Origin of the sequence: Tractidigestivibacter montrealensis, assembly GCF_024741235.1 — a bacterium.
GTDB classification, from domain to species: Bacteria; Actinomycetota; Coriobacteriia; order Coriobacteriales; family Atopobiaceae; genus Tractidigestivibacter; species Tractidigestivibacter montrealensis.
This window is the reverse complement of sequence record NZ_JANSKA010000004.1, coordinates 35,730-52,213: the sequence shown is the minus strand read 5'-3', so window position 1 is coordinate 52,213 and position 16,484 is coordinate 35,730. Positions and strand designations below refer to the sequence as shown.

At 57.6% G+C, this 16,484-nt stretch carries 15 protein-coding genes; 3 read left to right on the top strand and 12 right to left on the bottom strand.

Annotated features, from left to right (window positions below; translation table 11 throughout):
• Window positions 1-103: 103 nt before the first annotated feature.
• Together NVS32_RS06535 and NVS32_RS06530 are read right to left on the bottom strand one after the other, a co-directional pair.
• Window positions 104-634, bottom strand: a complete 531-nt coding sequence (locus tag NVS32_RS06535) for a GtrA domain-containing protein (RefSeq protein WP_258499097.1) — start codon at window positions 632-634, stop codon at window positions 104-106.
• 95 nt (window positions 635-729) lie between these two features.
• On the bottom strand, window positions 730-3,222 hold the full coding sequence (locus NVS32_RS06530; protein WP_258499096.1) for a glycoside hydrolase family 3 C-terminal domain-containing protein: 2,493 nt from the start codon (window positions 3,220-3,222) through the stop codon (window positions 730-732).
• A gap of 364 nt (window positions 3,223-3,586) precedes the next feature.
• Here NVS32_RS06530 and NVS32_RS06525 point away from each other — a divergent pair, with 364 nt between their 5' ends.
• From NVS32_RS06525 to NVS32_RS11045, 3 genes are read left to right on the top strand one after another with little or no spacing between them, the layout of a single operon-like run.
• Window positions 3,587-4,297 (top strand): LytR/AlgR family response regulator transcription factor, encoded by a 711-nt coding sequence (locus NVS32_RS06525; RefSeq protein ID WP_059054830.1) that lies wholly within the window; start codon window positions 3,587-3,589, stop codon window positions 4,295-4,297.
• Window positions 4,297-5,625 (top strand): ATP-binding protein, encoded by a 1,329-nt coding sequence (locus tag NVS32_RS06520; protein ID WP_258499095.1) that lies wholly within the window; start codon window positions 4,297-4,299, stop codon window positions 5,623-5,625. Before NVS32_RS06525 ends, NVS32_RS06520 begins: the two co-directional genes overlap by 1 nt.
• Entirely contained in the window at window positions 5,622-6,971 is a 1,350-nt protein-coding gene (locus NVS32_RS11045; RefSeq protein ID WP_258499094.1) for an ATP-binding protein, read from the top strand. Before NVS32_RS06520 ends, NVS32_RS11045 begins: the two co-directional genes overlap by 4 nt.
• Before the next feature lie 188 nt (window positions 6,972-7,159).
• Here NVS32_RS11045 and NVS32_RS06510 read toward each other — a convergent pair whose 3' ends face one another.
• The 10 genes from NVS32_RS06510 to NVS32_RS06470 form a co-directional block, all read right to left on the bottom strand.
• A complete protein-coding gene (locus NVS32_RS06510; RefSeq protein WP_258499093.1) occupies window positions 7,160-7,810 on the bottom strand; it encodes a cupin domain-containing protein in 651 nt (216 codons plus the stop codon).
• Between the two features lie 474 nt (window positions 7,811-8,284).
• A complete protein-coding gene (locus tag NVS32_RS11040; RefSeq protein WP_353615717.1) occupies window positions 8,285-8,479 on the bottom strand; it encodes a hypothetical protein in 195 nt (64 codons plus the stop codon).
• 280 nt (window positions 8,480-8,759) lie between these two features.
• Window positions 8,760-9,959: a mandelate racemase/muconate lactonizing enzyme family protein gene (locus NVS32_RS06505; protein WP_032111503.1), complete on the bottom strand. Its 1,200-nt coding sequence runs from the start codon at window positions 9,957-9,959 to the stop codon at window positions 8,760-8,762.
• 44 nt (window positions 9,960-10,003) lie between these two features.
• The gene (locus tag NVS32_RS06500) at window positions 10,004-11,161 is read right to left on the bottom strand and encodes an iron-containing alcohol dehydrogenase (protein ID WP_258499092.1); all 1,158 of its coding nucleotides are present in this window, start codon (window positions 11,159-11,161) and stop codon (window positions 10,004-10,006) included.
• An 18-nt stretch (window positions 11,162-11,179) separates the two neighbouring features.
• Window positions 11,180-12,205, bottom strand: a complete 1,026-nt coding sequence (locus tag NVS32_RS06495) for an alcohol dehydrogenase catalytic domain-containing protein (protein WP_032111917.1) — start codon at window positions 12,203-12,205, stop codon at window positions 11,180-11,182.
• Between the two features lie 61 nt (window positions 12,206-12,266).
• Window positions 12,267-12,932 carry a class II aldolase/adducin family protein gene (locus NVS32_RS06490; protein ID WP_032111501.1) on the bottom strand — a complete coding sequence of 222 codons (666 nt, stop codon included), beginning with the start codon at window positions 12,930-12,932 and terminating at the stop codon, window positions 12,267-12,269.
• Window positions 12,933-12,982: 50 nt separating this feature from the next.
• Complete coding sequence (locus NVS32_RS06485) at window positions 12,983-14,035, bottom strand: 2-hydroxyacid dehydrogenase (protein ID WP_032111500.1); 1,053 nt, start codon at window positions 14,033-14,035, stop codon at window positions 12,983-12,985.
• A gap of 104 nt (window positions 14,036-14,139) precedes the next feature.
• Entirely contained in the window at window positions 14,140-15,576 is a 1,437-nt protein-coding gene (locus tag NVS32_RS06480) for a PTS transporter subunit IIC (protein WP_032111499.1), read from the bottom strand.
• Between the two features lie 37 nt (window positions 15,577-15,613).
• Window positions 15,614-15,919, bottom strand: a complete 306-nt coding sequence (locus NVS32_RS06475) for a PTS sugar transporter subunit IIB (RefSeq protein WP_032111497.1) — start codon at window positions 15,917-15,919, stop codon at window positions 15,614-15,616.
• Between the two features lie 42 nt (window positions 15,920-15,961).
• On the bottom strand, window positions 15,962-16,423 hold the full coding sequence (locus NVS32_RS06470) for a PTS sugar transporter subunit IIA (protein ID WP_032111496.1): 462 nt from the start codon (window positions 16,421-16,423) through the stop codon (window positions 15,962-15,964).
• Window positions 16,424-16,484: the final 61 nt, after the last annotated feature.

The following is a 16,484-nucleotide window of genomic DNA, read 5'->3' as shown; positions in this document are numbered from 1 at the left end:
GGACGTAACTCGCCATTTTCCCCAAAGAAGGTGGCCCGCCCCGTAATAATCAGGGCGGGCCACCTTGATAAGCCGTCGTAACGCCGCGACACTACGGAATCCGCTACGCCTCCTTGGCCTCGGCCTTCTTGTCCTTGGAGTCCGGCATGATCCAGAACTTGAGCAGCGGGAAGCTCACGACGACGGCTGCCAGCGTGTTCACAAAGGACGCCACGGTGCCGGAAAGACCCGCGTCCCAGCCAAAGGTGCCCTGGCAGAAGGCCGTCACGTAGCTCGGCAGGATCAGGTTGACCACCACAATGAGCACGGCAAGCAGCGCGTACTTCCAGGCGGCGTCCTTAAACGAGGTCTCGGAGTCAAACACCCAGAACATCTGCACGAAGAAGTTCACGACCTGCGCCAGCACCTCGGCGATGAGGAACGTGATGAAGCCACCCAGGTAGTTCGAGCCGGCGGTGGTGTAGTCAAACAGCCAGAACTTGAACGGGCTGTTGAGCTGCATGCCGTTGATGAAGATTGCCGTGCCCACCCACGTGCATACAAAGCGCGTGATGGTGGAGATGTTCGACAGCACGTTGAACTTGATGAACTGCCAGAGCGTCTTGTGCTCCTCGGTCCAGGTCTTGAAGCTCATTGACTTGTCCCTTCCTTCCCGGCCACCCGGCCGATCAACCTACTTCCACACGCGGCCGCGCCGCCCCACCCGACGGCACGGTCAACACACAGGAGCTACTTGCTTGCCGAGGCAAGCGCCCCGTTAGTACGCGCGTTGCCGATAAGGTTAGCGACAAAGGCGAGAAGAATCGGCACGACAAACCAGAGGAACCACACCAGGATGAAGCCCTCACCGGTCGCAAGCTTGACGAGAAGCGCCGGCACGATCCCTGCGAGGCCCCACCACTTGACCTCGCGCACGATGGCGTCAACCATGCCCACCGAGACCATGCCGTTGGTCATCTTGGCCAGCGCGCGCAGCGGCATGTTCCAGATGAACAGCACGTTGAGGTTTGGCTTGCCCGAGGCGTCGGCCGCGCGCTTCATGGCCGCAAGCACCAGCCACACAATCCAGAAGATGGGCGAGCGACCGTGGTTGAGGTCGCAGAAGCACATGTTGCGGTCGATGCGCACCTCGGGGCTGGGGATGGGATGGCCGAGAAGCGCCGCGAAGTGCGCGTCGTCTATGCTCTGCACCTTGCCCGTCTCGTAGGGCGTCACGTCGACGCCGGCGTAGGGGTTGGCTGCATCGGTGCCCTCTACCTCGACGGTCCCAGCAAGGCGAATATCCTCGCTCGAAGCGCCAACGCGCAGCTCGTATGTGCCGCCCTCGACCTCCCAGGCGTCGGTGGCAACGTTGAAGTAACGGAACGCCTTGTCATCCAGGGCAATGCTCACCTGCTTGCTCTCATGCGCGGCAAGCTCCACGCGGGCAAAGCCCTTGAGCTCCTGGGCTGCACGGAACACCTGGTGCTTGGGCTTGGACACATAGAGCTGGCAGACCTCGGTGCCCGCACGGTCACCGTCGTTGGTAAGCGTGAAGGTCACGCTTTCGGATGTCACCGTGAGGTCGCTGTACGAGAAGCTCGTGTACGAGAGGCCATAGCCAAACGGGTAGGCAACCTCGACGCCCGCCGTCTGGTAGTAGCGGTAGCCCACGTAGATGCCCTCGCGGTACTCGGCGCTCATGCCCTGCGCCGGGAAGCGGTCCGCCGTGGGCGTGTCGGCCAGACGCTTGGGCCAGGTCTCGGTGAGCTTGCCGGAGGGGTTCACGCGACCGGACACCAGGTCAAGTGCCGCGCCAGCGCCGGCCTGGCCGCCAAGCGCAAGGTAGAGCACCGCGCGGGCGTCTGCCACCCAGTCGGTCTCGACGCAGGAGCCGGCCGAGAGGAGCACGACCACATTGGGGTTCACCTGCGAGATTGCGTGAAGGAGCTCGATCTGGTTGTCGTTCAGGCGCATGTTGCGACGGTCCGCGCCCTCGGACTCCGCAATCTCGTCAAGCGCCAGGCACGCAATGACAACGTCGGCGTGCTGCGCCAGCTCGACGGCGGCGTCGCGCTTGGCGGCGTCTTCGCCGCCGTGGCGAAGGAAGCCCTGCTCGTACCCAACCAGCGTGAGGCCGCTCTCCCCCACCATGTCGAGAATGTCGTCGACCTGTGTGCAGTTGACGGCAGAGGAGCCGGCTCCCTGGTAGCGCGGCTCGCGGGCAAAGTCGCCCACGAGGGCCACCTTGGTCCCGGCGGCAAGCGGCAGCAGCGATCCCTCGTTCTTGAGAAGCACGGCACCCTCGGCCGCAGCCTTGCGCGCAAGCGCATGGTGGGCGGCCTTGTCAAACTCGCCCGCGGCGCCCTCGACAGCCGGATGCGTGGAAAGCACCAGCTCAAGCGCATCGTCCACGCAGCCGTCCAGCACCTCCTCGGAGAGGCGGCCGGAGTGCACTGCGGCAACCAGCTGACGTACCGAGTCCATGCCGGGCGCGGGCATCTCGAAGGTGGAGCCCGCCTCCACGCCGGCAACGTGGTCGTTCGATCCACCCCAGTCCGTGATCACCGCGCCGTCGAAGCCCCACTCGCCGCGCAGAATGTCACGAAGAAGGTGGCGGTTCTCGTTGGCGTAAGTACCGTTGATCAGGTTGTAGGAGCTCATGATCGACTTGGGGTGGGACTCGCGCACCACGATCTCGAAGGCAGTGAGGTAGTTCTCGCGCAAGGTGCGCTCGTCGACCACCGAGTTGGACGCCTGGCGGCGCGTCTCCTGGCTGTTGGCGGCAAAGTGCTTGGGGCAGGCCGCGACGCCCTTGGACTGAATGCCGCGCACATAGGAGGCGGCCATCTTGCCCGCAAGATAGGGGTCCTCGGAGAAGTACTCAAAGTTGCGCCCGCAGAGCGGCGAGCGCTTCATGCAGAGGCCGGGCCCCAGAAGCGTGCCTACGCCCTGCGCTGCGGCCTCCTCGCCCAGCGCCTCGCCGATCCTCTCGCCCAGCGCCTCATCCCAGGTGTTGGCAACCGTGACCGCTGTAGGGAAGCAAGTGGCGGGCTCGGAGCCCGCGATGCCCAGGTGGTCTGCCGCGCCAAGCTGGTGGCGTAGGCCGTTGGGGCCGTCGGAGAACTCCATGACGGGGATGCCGAGGCGCTCGGAGCCCCAGCTCCCAAAGGTCGTAGCCCCCTGGAGAAGCGCGCACTTCTCCTCCAGCGTCATCTTTCCGATAAGATCCGCGTGCTTCATCGAACCCGCTCCCTCGTATTCATGGCGCCGCTGTGCGCCCTCAACTGCCTCAACTCTATTGCCCCACCCGTCACGCCGGGGAAAAGTGGCACATTCGGTCTGCCACGTGCCACGAATGGCCCACCCAAAGGGTGAGCGCCAGCTGCGGCCTGGCCTCCAACGTGACGGGAGAACCCCTTCCAGTCGTAACAGTAGGGGCGCCAAACAAGCCCGCGCCCCAAAGGTCGTAATCCGTCAAAACTGGGTCGCGGTCTGCACTTTGCCCGCGCCGACGCGTGCCCAACTCTGCGCCCGCTGCCCGCCCGCTCGAGTCGCGCAAATCCCCTCCTTCGCGTACCATGTTCTGGGGGAATGGAGGGGTGGCATGTATCGCATACTCATGGTCGAGGACGACGAACGCGAGGCCGAGACGCTTCGCCACAGCCTGGAGCGCTATGCGCGCGAGAATAACCTGGAGTTCCAGGTGAGCTGGGAGCGCTCGGCATTGGGCGCAACCTCGGGAGACGCGAAGTTCGATCTCATCTTCATGGACATTGGGCTTCCCGGAATCAACGGCATGGAGGCGGCTACGCTCATCCGCACCTACGACTCCGAGACGCCCATCATCTTTGTGACCAACCTCGCGCAGTATGCGGTACGCGGTTACGAGGTCGACGCCCTGGACTTTGTGGTGAAACCCGTCTCGTACTACAACTTCAAGATGCGCATGGACAAGGCGATGCGCATCTTGAAGCGCAACTCCGGCATGAACGTGGTGGTAACCTCCCACGACGGCCTGCGTGTGATTCCGGCAGCAGAGCTTGTGGCCGTCGAGGTCTCCAACCACAGCCTGGTCTACCACCTTGCAGACGGCAACACCTATGTGGTGCGTGGCAGCCTCTCGAAGACCGAGGAGGACCTCTCTCAGGCGCCCTTCGTGCGCATCTCGAACAGCTGCCTGCTTAACATGGCATACGTGCGCACCGTGACTGGCTCGGAGGTGCGCACCACCACAGGCGAGACGTACTTCTTTAGCCGCTCGCGTCGCCGCGCCGCAGTGGACGAGATAGCCAAGTACCTGGGCGGAAGCATCTGATGGACGCCAAGCTCGCTGCTAGCGCGGTGGCGACCGTGGCCCAGATTGCCTTTGCCATGCTCATCTTTGCGTGGTCGCTCCCCCGCCGCTCCCACTTCTGGGCGCGCTTGGTCGGGCTGGTTGCGACAGGGGTTGCCCTAACCCTTGTGGGGGTTGCCGTGGCGGGAGCCACCGGCATATCTACCACGGTGGGGCCTGCGCGTGTGCTCGCGGAGTTTGTTCTCTTCTCGATGGTGCTCGTGCTGGCTGTGCCGGTTTTGCTCGTCCTCTTCGACACCTCGGTGTGGGTGGCGCTCTTCTTTGCCACGGCGGGCTATACGCTCCAGAACCTCGCAAGTGGCGCAGAGGGCCTTCTGGTCTTCACCTTGGGCGAGAGAACCATCCCGCTGGAGCTTGCGGAGACGGCGGCAGTTACCTGCATTGTGTACCTCCTGGGCTACCTAGCATTTGCGCTCCCGGTACGGCGCCACGGACTTGCGGATGTCGAGGATCACGCGATGCTTGTTGTGGTTGCCGCGGTTCTTCTCGTGGTGATTGCTTTTGACCTTGTGAACAAGTCCCTGCCTGCCCTCGGCGCAAGCACCGGCGACGTGGTGCTTCTGCGGGTGATTCACGGCATATCCTGCGTGTTCATGCTTACCGTCGAGTTTGAGCTGCTCTACACGAGGAGTCTGCGCACAAACGTTGCCGCCATGGAGCGCGCCCGCGCCGACGATGCCAAGGGGCTGGAAGCTTCGCGCTCCAACGTGCAGGCAATCAACGTGCGCATGCACGACATCCGCCACCAGCTGCGCGATCTGGAGGCACTGGACTTTGTTGGCGCCGATGCGCTCGATGACCTCGAGCGCCAGCTGAGCGTCTATGACGCCGCTGTGAAGACCGGAAACGTTGCCCTAGACACGGTGCTCACCGAGAAGGGCCTGATATGCGAGCGCGAGGGCATTGCCCTTGGCTGCGTGGCCGACGGGGACGCGCTCTCCTTTATGGCACCGGCGGACATCTACTCGCTCTTTGGCGATGCCGTCGACAACGCAATAGAGGCCGTCGAGAAGCTTGATGACCCGGACAAGCGCGTGATCGACCTCACGGTGAGAAGCACCGGCGGCATGGTGAGTGCACACGTGGAGAACTACTTCCGCGGAGACGTGCGGCTCTCGAACGGGCTACCGCTTGCGCAGAGGCGCCAGGATGCCCGCGGTTTTGGCGCGCGGCACATGCGCGCTGTTGTAGAGCGCTACGGGGGCTCGATCACCACCAGCACCGAGGGCGACCTCTTTCGCCTCGATGTGATTGTCCCGCTGCCGGCCAAGGGGGTGGGGCGTAGGTGAGCGCAACCATTATTGCCGTCATGACAAGGGCGGCCCTCGTCCTTGCGGTAACCATATCTGCCCAGCTTGCGATTGCCGTAGGGCTGTTCACGACGATTCTTCCCCCGCGCAGCCACGTTGTGGCGCGAGCCGTAGCGTCGTATGCGGCTCTGGCGCTTGTGTCGTTTGCGCTCTATAGGAACTCGCTGATTGTCTCGGTCTTCTCGCCGCGGCTGGTCTCCTTCTTGGCGGAGGCCCTAGACTTTGTGGCCATGCTGGCAGTTATGGTTGCGGCGCTGGCCTTCTGCTTTGAGGTGTCCATCTGGACGGCACTCTTTTGTGCGACGGCGGGCTACATCATCCAGAACCTGGCAAGCTGCGTGACCTACTCGGCATTCCTGCTTGCCGAGGGAACGGGAACCAACATGGCAAGCCCGCTCTTCCTGCCCCTTAACCTGTTGGGAATGGCAGTGGTCTACCCTGTGTGCTACTGGCTGTTTGTGCGGCCAATTCACAAGAACGGTCTGGTGGAGATAGAAAACAAGAAGATCCTTCTGGTGCTGGCGCTGGTGGTTCTCATCGCCATTGTCTTTGACATGGAAAACAAATACCTGCTCAACGCCGGTATTCCCGTGCTGTTTGTGATGGTGCTGCGTGCCGTGCACGACGTGATATGCGTCTTCTCGCTGGTGCTGGAGTTTGAGATGCTCTACTCGCGCCAGCTGGAGTCCGACGTTGCCACCCTGGAGCGCATGGACGCAGATCAGGAGACCCACTACACCCTCATGCGCGAGAGTGTCGAGGCCGTGAACGCGCGCATGGAGGCAATGCGTCAGCACGTGCGCGCAGCAGCACGTGAGGGTGGGGCGGACACGGCAAAGCTCAAAGAGCTGGCGAGCGAAACGCGCATGTCCGAGCTGCGGCTAAGGACCGGAAACGACGCCCTGGACGCACTGCTCTTTGTGAAGGGGCTGGTGTGCGAGCGCGAGGGCATCACGCTCTCGTGCATCGCCGACGGATCCGCGCTGGCATTCATGGACCCGGTCGACATCTACTCGCTGGTTGGAAATGCCCTCGACAACTCTCTGGACGCCGTACGCAAGGTAGACGACCCCGAGAAGCGCGCGATTGGCCTGGTGGCTAGGCGAACGGGCGGCATGCTCACGCTCAACGTGACCAACTACTTCGACGGCACCGTAACCATGGTCGACGGGCTGCCAAAGACCACGGCCGCCGACCCCACCGGGCACGGCCTGGGGACGCGCTCCATGCGCGACGTTGCCGAGAAGTACGGTGGCACCGTGACCTTTAGCAGCGACGGAGACGTCTTCCACGTGAACGTGCTGGTACCGATTCCGGAGGGGTAGGGACGCGGGTGCCGCTGGCGGCGGAAGAGCTCACCGGCGCCAGCGGGCTCCCCCGCAGATGCCGACGGGCTCCTCGCTGGTGCCGACGGGCTCCCCCACCGATGCTCACGGGCCGAAACTCGACGTTTTTCTCGGATATTACGTTGTTATGTGTTGGATTTTAGCTCAGCGTGACCTGACGTATGGCCCTACGCCAGCGTGACCAGCAGCGCCATCTTGAAGCGCTTGTCAGCGCGCACGGCGTGACGGCCGCCTGCATCAAACTTGAAGGTCTGTCCAGCGCGGACGAGGTTCTCGACGCCCTCGTAGGTGATGGTTGCCTCGCCGTCCAGCGCAAACACGAGGGCATCACCAGGGGCGGCGTGCTCGGAGAGGCCGGTGCCGGCATCGAAGCTCATGAGCACGAACTTCATGCTGTCGTTGTGTGCCAGGTCCATGTTCACGATGCGCCCGTCCTGGTAAGGGATGAGGTCCTTTAGAGTGAACGCCTCGCCTGGCTTGATGACGTTGTTCATGGTGGTTCCCTTCTCGAGCGAAAGCTCAACGTAAACGGTATCCTTCTCGGCGCGCATGCCCACGGGGACATTCGTGGGCGTGACCACTGCCTGGCCCGCAGCGGCAACGGCAGGTGCGGCACCCGTGATCTGCGCCTCGCCGGCAACAACGAGCTCCAGCCTGTGATAGTCGTAGAGCTCGGCGCTGATGTCGGTCCCGGCGCCAAGGCTAAAGTACGAGAGGCCGTTTCCACCGGCCTCCCAAACCGGATGCGAAACCGTGCAGCCCGCGACAGGCGGATTGTCTGCGGCAATATCAAATGTGTGTCCCGCGGTCTCATTCATACGCGACACTCCTCTCTTACGGTGACAAGGCAATGGTGCCCCGCTGTGGCGAAAAGGAATGTTGTCGTGGCAACAAAGAATACCGCCTGGCGTCAGTTCTCAGGCAAAGGGGACACGGACGCAACGGGAAACTCCTAGGGGAGAAGTCACGTTGATGGTCCTCACAGCAGCACCTCCAAGTACCCGCTAATCTTTCTCCCAACTCCAAGATGCCTGGAATATGCTATAAGCTTTGGCGGATCGCATCTGTCGCTACCTATGTACATGCGCATTGCCGGAATCACAATCTGGAGGTCCGCGGTTCTCTGCCCACGCACCACATCGCATAGTGACTTCTCTGCGTCATGCGCACACACGGCGTTGCCATGGGGGGTAATCGCGCTACAAATGCCGAGTTCGAGTACTTTGGTGGCGCACGATGGCAAATTATGCCCGCAGCCTTTGCCGACGACTTGTTGCAACTTCGAAGAAAAGTCATAGTGAGAGAGGCGCTCGCTCGGAGAGATCCTGAAGCCACAATGCAGAATTGTCGGCAAAAATCCCTCGCGCATAGCGGCACTGCGTCACAACCAAGGAATCTTCCCACGTCTCTGGCATAGCGTAGAGGCCACGATCAATTTGGATTATTATCCCACCCTCGACAGCTTCTGAGAGTTCCCGCCGAGGTATCCATGCCTTTGTAACTTCTCTAGAAGAGAGGTATCCGCCATTGCTTTGGACTATTTAGAGTATTTTTCATTGTCATTTGCCTCGCCACCCCCTCTCTCGAACATTTATCCTGAATATGTTTCAACTTTAAGCATGTCAGTACGAGAAGGGCCCTCTTCTAAAGAACTGGGGCTATTTCCTATCTCAAGACTACTTGCGGAACAGATGAGTAACCCGGGCAACGTAACCAAAGTCCGTTACCCAGGTCATGCCGCTATAATTATTTTTTTAACAGGTAGTCCTATTTAACCGTGACCACATCTGCATTAGACAGCGCATAGTCCGTAAGCTCTTGACCGATTCCGGGTTCCTCGGGCACCTCAAAGTACCCACCCTTTGCAACGTAATCGTTCTTGCAAAGCCGGATGTTGTCTTCAATCAGTGCCGATGCATGAAGCTCGTGAATCACGAAGTTAGGGATAACGGCCTCAAGCTGAAGTGCAGCACTTGCAGAGACTGGCCCGCCACAGCAGTGGACCTGAACGCCGATGTCGTAGACATGGGCGTAGTCGCAAATCTTCTTACCCTCAGTGATACCTCCGACGTTACAGAGGTCAGGTTGAATGATATTAATTGAATGGTCCTCGAAGAATGGTCTGTAACCCCAGCGCGTGTAGACCCTCTCACCCGTGGCAATCGGGATGCTTACCTTATCGTGAATTTCGCGGAAGAGCTTGGGATTCAGCGGTTGAGTTGGCTCCTCGTAATAGAAGCAGCCGAGTTTTTCGAGTTCTCTTCCGAGCTGAACAGACGTGGTGGCATCCGTGAGTGCATGCAGTTCAATAATGATATCCACATCAGGTCCGACTTCGCGCATCGCTTCAACGCGCTTGACTGCCAAATCCATCTGATCGCGCTGAAGGATGCCCCTGCTTGACCGGCCCATCCACACACCGTTCTTGTCAAATCCAACTGGATCAACCTTTACACAATCAAAGCCATCAGCCATTGCTTTCTGCATTGCCTCTGCATACTCTTCAGGCTTCGCAAGAGATTTTGACACCTTTCCCCAGTCAAACTGAAGTTGAGAGGCATATGCACGAAGCTTGGTGTTGGTCTTGCCTCCCAGCAATTGATAGACGGGAACTCCGAGGGCCTTTCCCCTAATGTCCCACAGCGCAATATCTATGCCTGAGATGCCTGCCATGATGACGCCACCGTTGCCCATGCCCCAAAACGTGAGTCGGTGAAGCCTGTCCCATATTTGCTCGTTGTTCATAGGGTTCAGCCCAACGATGCACTTTGCAAAATCGACTGCCATGCCAAAGCCAGCAGTTTGAGCGTTGCCGTACGCAACGCCGACCTCACCGAGACCGGAAATCCCCTCGTCGGTGTTAATCCTCACGAACACGGGATGCCAAGGGACGTTGCCCACGGCAACCTCAGCTGGGATGGAAGGCTCCTTGAAAGTCCGAATGACGTCCACGCTCGTAATCTTCATGGCTCTCTCCTTGCTAAAGCTTACGTACGATGGATGGGATTTGTCTATTCGCCGTAGTAGACTCGCCGAAGCATCTCGCTTGCATATTCCTCAGTAATCTTTACTGGGTTTGCAGGAGTCGCGACATCCGTGAGTACTTTCTGGACGAGGGTATCGAAGTCGGTATTGAACGTACCTTCGTCAGGAACAAGCTCCTTCATTGTTGCGGGAACGTCGAGCTGCCTCCTGAGATCGATGATTGTTTTCTTCAAATCATTTTTGCCGACAAACGTAGCGAGTTCCTCGTAGCGCTTCCTCGCATGACTATCATGGTTTGCATTAAAATCAATCGAGTACGGGAGCGCTACAGCATTCGCAAGGCCGTGGGGAATTCCATACGTCGCTCCAAACGTGTGCGCCACCCCATGACATATTCCAAGCGCACAGTTTGAAAACGAGATTCCTGCCAAGCATGACGCTGCGAGCATGTCCCCACGTGCTTGCAGATTATCGGGCTCGTTCGCGCAGATGGGAAGTGCACGGTAGCCATAAATCCACGCTCCGATTGCCTGAGCATCGGAGAATGGATTGGCAAGCGGAGTCACATACGATTCGATGGCATGCGTGAGAGCATCCATCCCGCATCCCACGGTACCGCGACGAGGCATGGTGACCGAGAAGATTGGGTCGAGAATCGCAACGTCCGGAATCAGTTTCCCCGTGTACTCCCGCACAGAGTACTTTCTCTTTTGAACAGGATCTTTGATGAGCGCGGCCCTTGTACACTCTGAGCCAGTACCAGCACTCGTAGTGATACAACAAACGCGTGCCTTCTTGCGAAGCTCCAATGGCGCCGGGGGCATAACTTCCTCAAGAGACTTGTATTGGGGATTCTCGTAAAAGACCCACATGGCCTTTGCGGCATCCATAGCGGATCCGCCACCGAAGCCAATCACCCAGTCGGGTTCGAATTCACGCATCTCCTCGACACCCTGACGTACCGATTCCCAGCAGGGCTCCGGCTCAACATTTGTGTTTGATTTCCAAGCGAAACCAGCCGATTCCAGGACATCTGTCACAACCTTGAGCTGGCCGAGCTCCTCCTGAATGGTGCCGCTCATGACAATATACGCACGCTTACGAACGGCAGGCAACTCGGCAAGTGCCTTGACGGCATCTTCGCCAAAATAGATTCTATCTGCTCCCAATTTAATCTGTCTCATAGTAATCCCTTCGGACAACTAGTCGTAAACAATCGCGTTCTTGATTACTGAACCCGAGGCATGCTCGAGAAGTGCCTTCTCCAGCTCAGCAAGGGGATACTCATGCTGGACAAAGTCCTTATCGTTGATAACCCCCATCTCGAGAAGTCTGAAGGCTTGAGAGACGCTGAGCGGAGTTGTATGAAACACGCCTTTAATAGTGAGCTGCGAGTAATGAAGGAGCGTTGCATCCACGCTGAGAATGCTACCGGGCTTCGTCCCTCCGAATAAAAGAACAAAGCCGCCCTTCCTTGCCATACGGAGACTTTGCTCCCAAACTGTCAAGTTTCCCGTGCACTCAATCACCACGTCAGCGCCTCTGGAACATCCAAAGCTTTCGCGCACCGCAGCCGCAGGATCTTCAATGTCAGTAAGATTGAGCGTGCCCCAGGCCCCCATGGCCTTTGCTGCTTTCAATCTCCCCTCGGCAAGATCGGTCACAAGTACTTGAGCTCCCTCAAGCACGGCAAGGCGTGCGAACATAAGGCCTATTGGACCCGCTCCGTTAATTACGACGAGGTCCCCTAGACAAATGGGACAGTTCTGGATTCCGTAAACGGCACATGAGAATGGTTCAAGCAGACTCGCTGTTTTATGAGTCATTTCGTCTGGCATATGGAACATATTGAGCTGAACGATACGCTGGGGAACCTTTACGTATTCGGCATACGAGCCTCGGTTGAACAGAAGATTCTCGCACATGGATGTCTGTCCATGCTTGCACCAATAGCAACGTCCGCACGGGGCACTGTTGTGGACGGCTACTCGGTCACCCTCATGAAAGCCCTCCACTCCTAGACCCGTTGCGGCAATAACGCCAGAGAACTCATGACCGAATGGGTGCGGGGGTTTCAGAAGTGGATAACCCCTTTTGTAGTTCTTCACGTCAGTCCCGCATGTGGTGGAGACGACATTCTTGATAACGACTTCGCCCTCGCCTGGCTCCGGGATGGGCCGCTCGACAATACGAATGTCCTGTTGGTCGTACAGAACAGCAGCATGCATTTTTGTCACTCCGTCCTCGTCAGAGCGGGCCGGAGACAATCGCCTCCGGCCCAGAGAGTGGCTATTTCTTGTCAGGCACCTGACCGTAGGTCTTCGAACGCTCGAATGCCTTCTCCATTTCCTCGTGGGATATGTGGTTCATCTTCCCAGCGCACAGGCACTGGTACTGGACCTGAGCTACAAACTCGCAGTTAACTGCCAAGCCAAAGGCCTTCGGAAGGTTGGCCTGGCAGACGACAATGCCATGGTTGGCAAGAAGCGTCGCCCGAGTCTTCGGGTTAGCCTTCAAAGTCTCCCCCACCGCTTCGGCAAGCTCGGGAGTACCGAACGTAACGTAAGGGGTCAGCGGCACCTCCTCAACGCCCGTTCCCATAATCACGTAGTGAACGGACTTCATGGTCTCCCCCATGCATGCCAGCGTAGTGCAATACGGAGAGTGGGTATGGACAACCGCTCCAGCCTCGGGACGGTTTCGATAGAAAATAGTATGCAGTCCGTGTTCGGAGGAAGGCTTGCGCTTGCCGTCAATGATATTGCCGTCAAGGTCCATAACGACAACGTCCTCAGGAGTAGTGTCAAAATAGCCAAGGCCTGAGGGACTAATGGCCATGTAACCTGTTTCCTTATCATAAATCGAGATATTTCCCGATGTACCAACAGACAGCCCTGCTGCGCTCATCTTCTTGCCATACTCGACAATTTGCTCTCGGGCTTCCTGCATAATCATGATTGCGTCCTTTCATTCGATGAACAATAAAAGCTAAGTCGATCTATGAACTAAGCGCGAAGAGCCTTCAGATTTACGACCATGTCGCTCTCACCGGTATCCCAGTACTCGCGAATCTTCTTGGCGAGAAGCAATGGACTCTTGGGAAGAGCGTCGACTACGTTGCCTGCGGTATGCGGCGTCATCGTAAGGTTGTCAAGCTCAAGAAGCGGGTCCCCCTCTGGAATGGGTTCCTCCCAGAAAACATCGAGAGCGGCACCTCCGATAGACCTAGTCTGAAGTGCTTTAACAAATGCGTCCTTGTCTAGCACCCCCGCGCGCGAGGTATTGATGAGATACGCGGTTGGCTTCATAAGCGAAAGGAGCCTTTCGTTGATGCATCCCTTAGTCTCGGGCGTAAGGCGCATATGCAGGGATACGATGTCCGAATCCCTGAACAAGGTCTCCTCGTCTACAAGCTGGACGTCCAGCCCGATTGCATCTAGCTGTTCTTGCTTCAAATACGGGTCATATGCAATGACTCGCTTCATGCCAATACCGAGACACTTCTTTGCGACAAGCTTTCCAATGTGGCCAAGTCCAACAAGACCCAGCGTCATCTCGCACATCGACGTGGTATAGCCCGAGTTAACGTAATCCTTGCGCCAAACACCCTGCTTGAGCGCAGCGTGCGCCCGTGCAATGTTTCTGGTCTCCGCGAACATGAGCCCGACCGCAAAGTCGGAAGTGCATTCGGCATTGCGAATACAGTGAATAACGGGAATGCCATGTGCCGTTGCAGCCGGGACGTCAATGTGCTCCATGCCTCCGCGGCAGGTACCAATGAGCTTCAGGTTCTTGCCGGCTTCAATGAGCTCCTCCGCAACCGGGCAGAAGTGAACAAGCAGGACATCTGCATCGGCGATTTTCTCATATGCATCCGCCGGCGGACGCTCTGCAGAGGGACCGTTCTTCTCAAGGTTAAGTGAGTGCTTGTTGAACTCGCTCCGAGCACCGGTGTCCCAATAGGAGGTCTCGATCTCCGCGTCAGGATCAAGCGTCTTAGCCGCCTCGACCAGAAGGTCGACGGGGACAACAACATCTCCAATCACAAGGAACTTCATAGTGGCAGTCACCCTTCGTTCGGGTGCCTGCAGGGCAGGGGTTTCCCTGCAGGCACTGTTGAATAACGCTTGGCAAGTTTCGGTAGTTAGGTGCTCTTCAGCGGCTATGCAGCGGCCTTCTCGACTTCAGGCTTCTTACCGGTTGCAAGGAACTCGAGGTAATCCTGGAAGCGAACCTTGTTCTTCTTGAAAAGGACAAAGAAGACAACATACACCGCCACGGTCAGGGCAATAATCACGGGGTTCATGGTAAGGAAAGCCATGGTAATGAGACCTGCAGTGCAGTTGGACATAATGTAGCCAATGATGAAGGTTCCGCCGGCCACTGCCTGGGTTGCTGCCTCGAAACCAACCTCGGCTGCAACCTGGGTGAAGGTTGCTGCCCAGTAGGAAGCCATAAGAGTCTTGGCACTAAAGACGATGATGGCCATCAGCCATGCCTTCACGATGTTGCCATTGGAAAGGGAGACGGGAACCTCAACCATATAGGGCAGAGAAGGCAGGACCATCAGGGGGATCACGAGGTTGCCAGGAAGGACAAAGGCAACAAGCAGGGCGAACGGAATGACCAGCAGGCCAGTAGTGAGAGTAGCCGCCTCGCCATAGCCCAGAGCATCATTGACCGCCACGATAAACTCGCGATCCTTACCATACTTCGTCTTCGCCATGGTCTTCCTGGAGTACTCAGTCAGTGCTCCAAAGCCGGCAGCAAACATTCCGGCGATGCGAGGGAAGATAGCCATGACAGCAGCGCAGGTAACTGCGACGTTGGCGATGGAGCCCCAGCCGGCAAAAGAGTTGAGCTGCGTAAAGTTTCCAACAACGCCAAGGATGAGGCCCACAATCAAACCGATGTACATGGGCTCGCCCATGAATCCGATCTTCTTACGAATGTCCTGGGGATTCGCCTTGATCTTATCCATACCCATCTTCGAGAAGAGGATGTTGAGGACAAGATACATCGGAGCGTCACCGTTGTGGTGAGGGGCTGTCATCGCGCAGCTGGGATAGTGGTAATACGTCGACCATCGCTTCTGAATGGACTCAGCAATCAAGAGAGTGACCATGTTGATGAAGATCATCAGGAGAAATGCCATCCAGATGTTCTGGGTCAAAAGGAAGAACATCGACCCCCAAACGGAGATGGAGTAGTTGTTCCAAAGATCCGACGGCATGAAGATGTCTGTTGCCTTGCAAAGCCAGAATACTATCTGGAAGAGAAGGCCAATCCCAATAAAGGCCATGCCGATTTGGGTCGAGTAGGCGACTGCTGCGACCGCCTGCCAACCGATATCCAGCGCGGGCCTATTGAGACCAGAGTTGTTGACCATCTGCTGGACAACCGGGGTGAGAACTCCACCAAAGCCCGAAGTAATGAATGCCATGCCCTTAAGGCCAACGCCGACGAGAACTGCAGACTGAAATGCGCGCTTGCGTGGTGTCTTGAAAATGCGACAGATGATGTAGATGATGATTGGCACCGTAATATAGTTGCCAAATGCGTCAAAGAATGATTTTAGACCAGCGAAAAACACATCCATCGAAAGCCTCCTAATTCTGTGGTAGCGAGGTCTCTATCTATTCGGAAAGGTCAAGCTTGCCAACCTCATCCATGAGTTGCTCGATGAACTCGTCCTCGTTGATGCCAACAAGGAAACCTGTTGCATTGAGCATGGGTATTCCGGGGTCATCCTCAATGGGGCTAGTAAAGGCAATCAAATCCCAATCGTTAGTCATCATTGCAATGGGCACGCCGGGAGGATTGGTCTCGTCAGAGTCAAGCTGGTACCCATGCTCCTCAAGGACATCCTGGAGCTTTGCCGCGAGCATTGCCGAGGTGGCGGTGCCCGAACCACAGACGCACAAAATACGTACCGGTCTCATAGTTCACCCCATTGTTCTGAATGTGATTTCTAGGAAGATTGCTTATGCTTCGTCCAGCTCGTGAAGGAGCGAGACAATTTCCTGCGGACTATCGGAAGTCCTAACGGCACGGAGAAGATCGTCGTCCTGGATTACGTGCATCATTGCCCTCAGGAGGTCAATCTGCTTGTTGGAGTCCTTTATCACAAGCGGCATGATGAGACTAACCTGAAGCTTTGTATCAGGCTCCCCCATCATGCTGAACTCGACCGGTTCCTTAGGGACGATGACGCCGATAGCCGGTTTTACAACAAGCGTCGGATCCGTGTGGGGAATTGCAATGCACATCGATTTGCCAGGTAAACCGGTCGGAAAGACCTTCTCTCTATCAAGGACCATCTGTGCGTAGCCCTCTTTTACATAGCCGAGTTCCCTGAGCCTCGATGCCATGAGGTTGATTGCATCCTCCGAAGTGGCAACGTCGGCGTCAATGAAGACGAGATTCTCATCGAGTAGCTTATTCATTCAGCTCACCTCCTCACAGGGGTAGCCAGAGACGTCTGGCGACGTCTATCCAGTTTTCTGG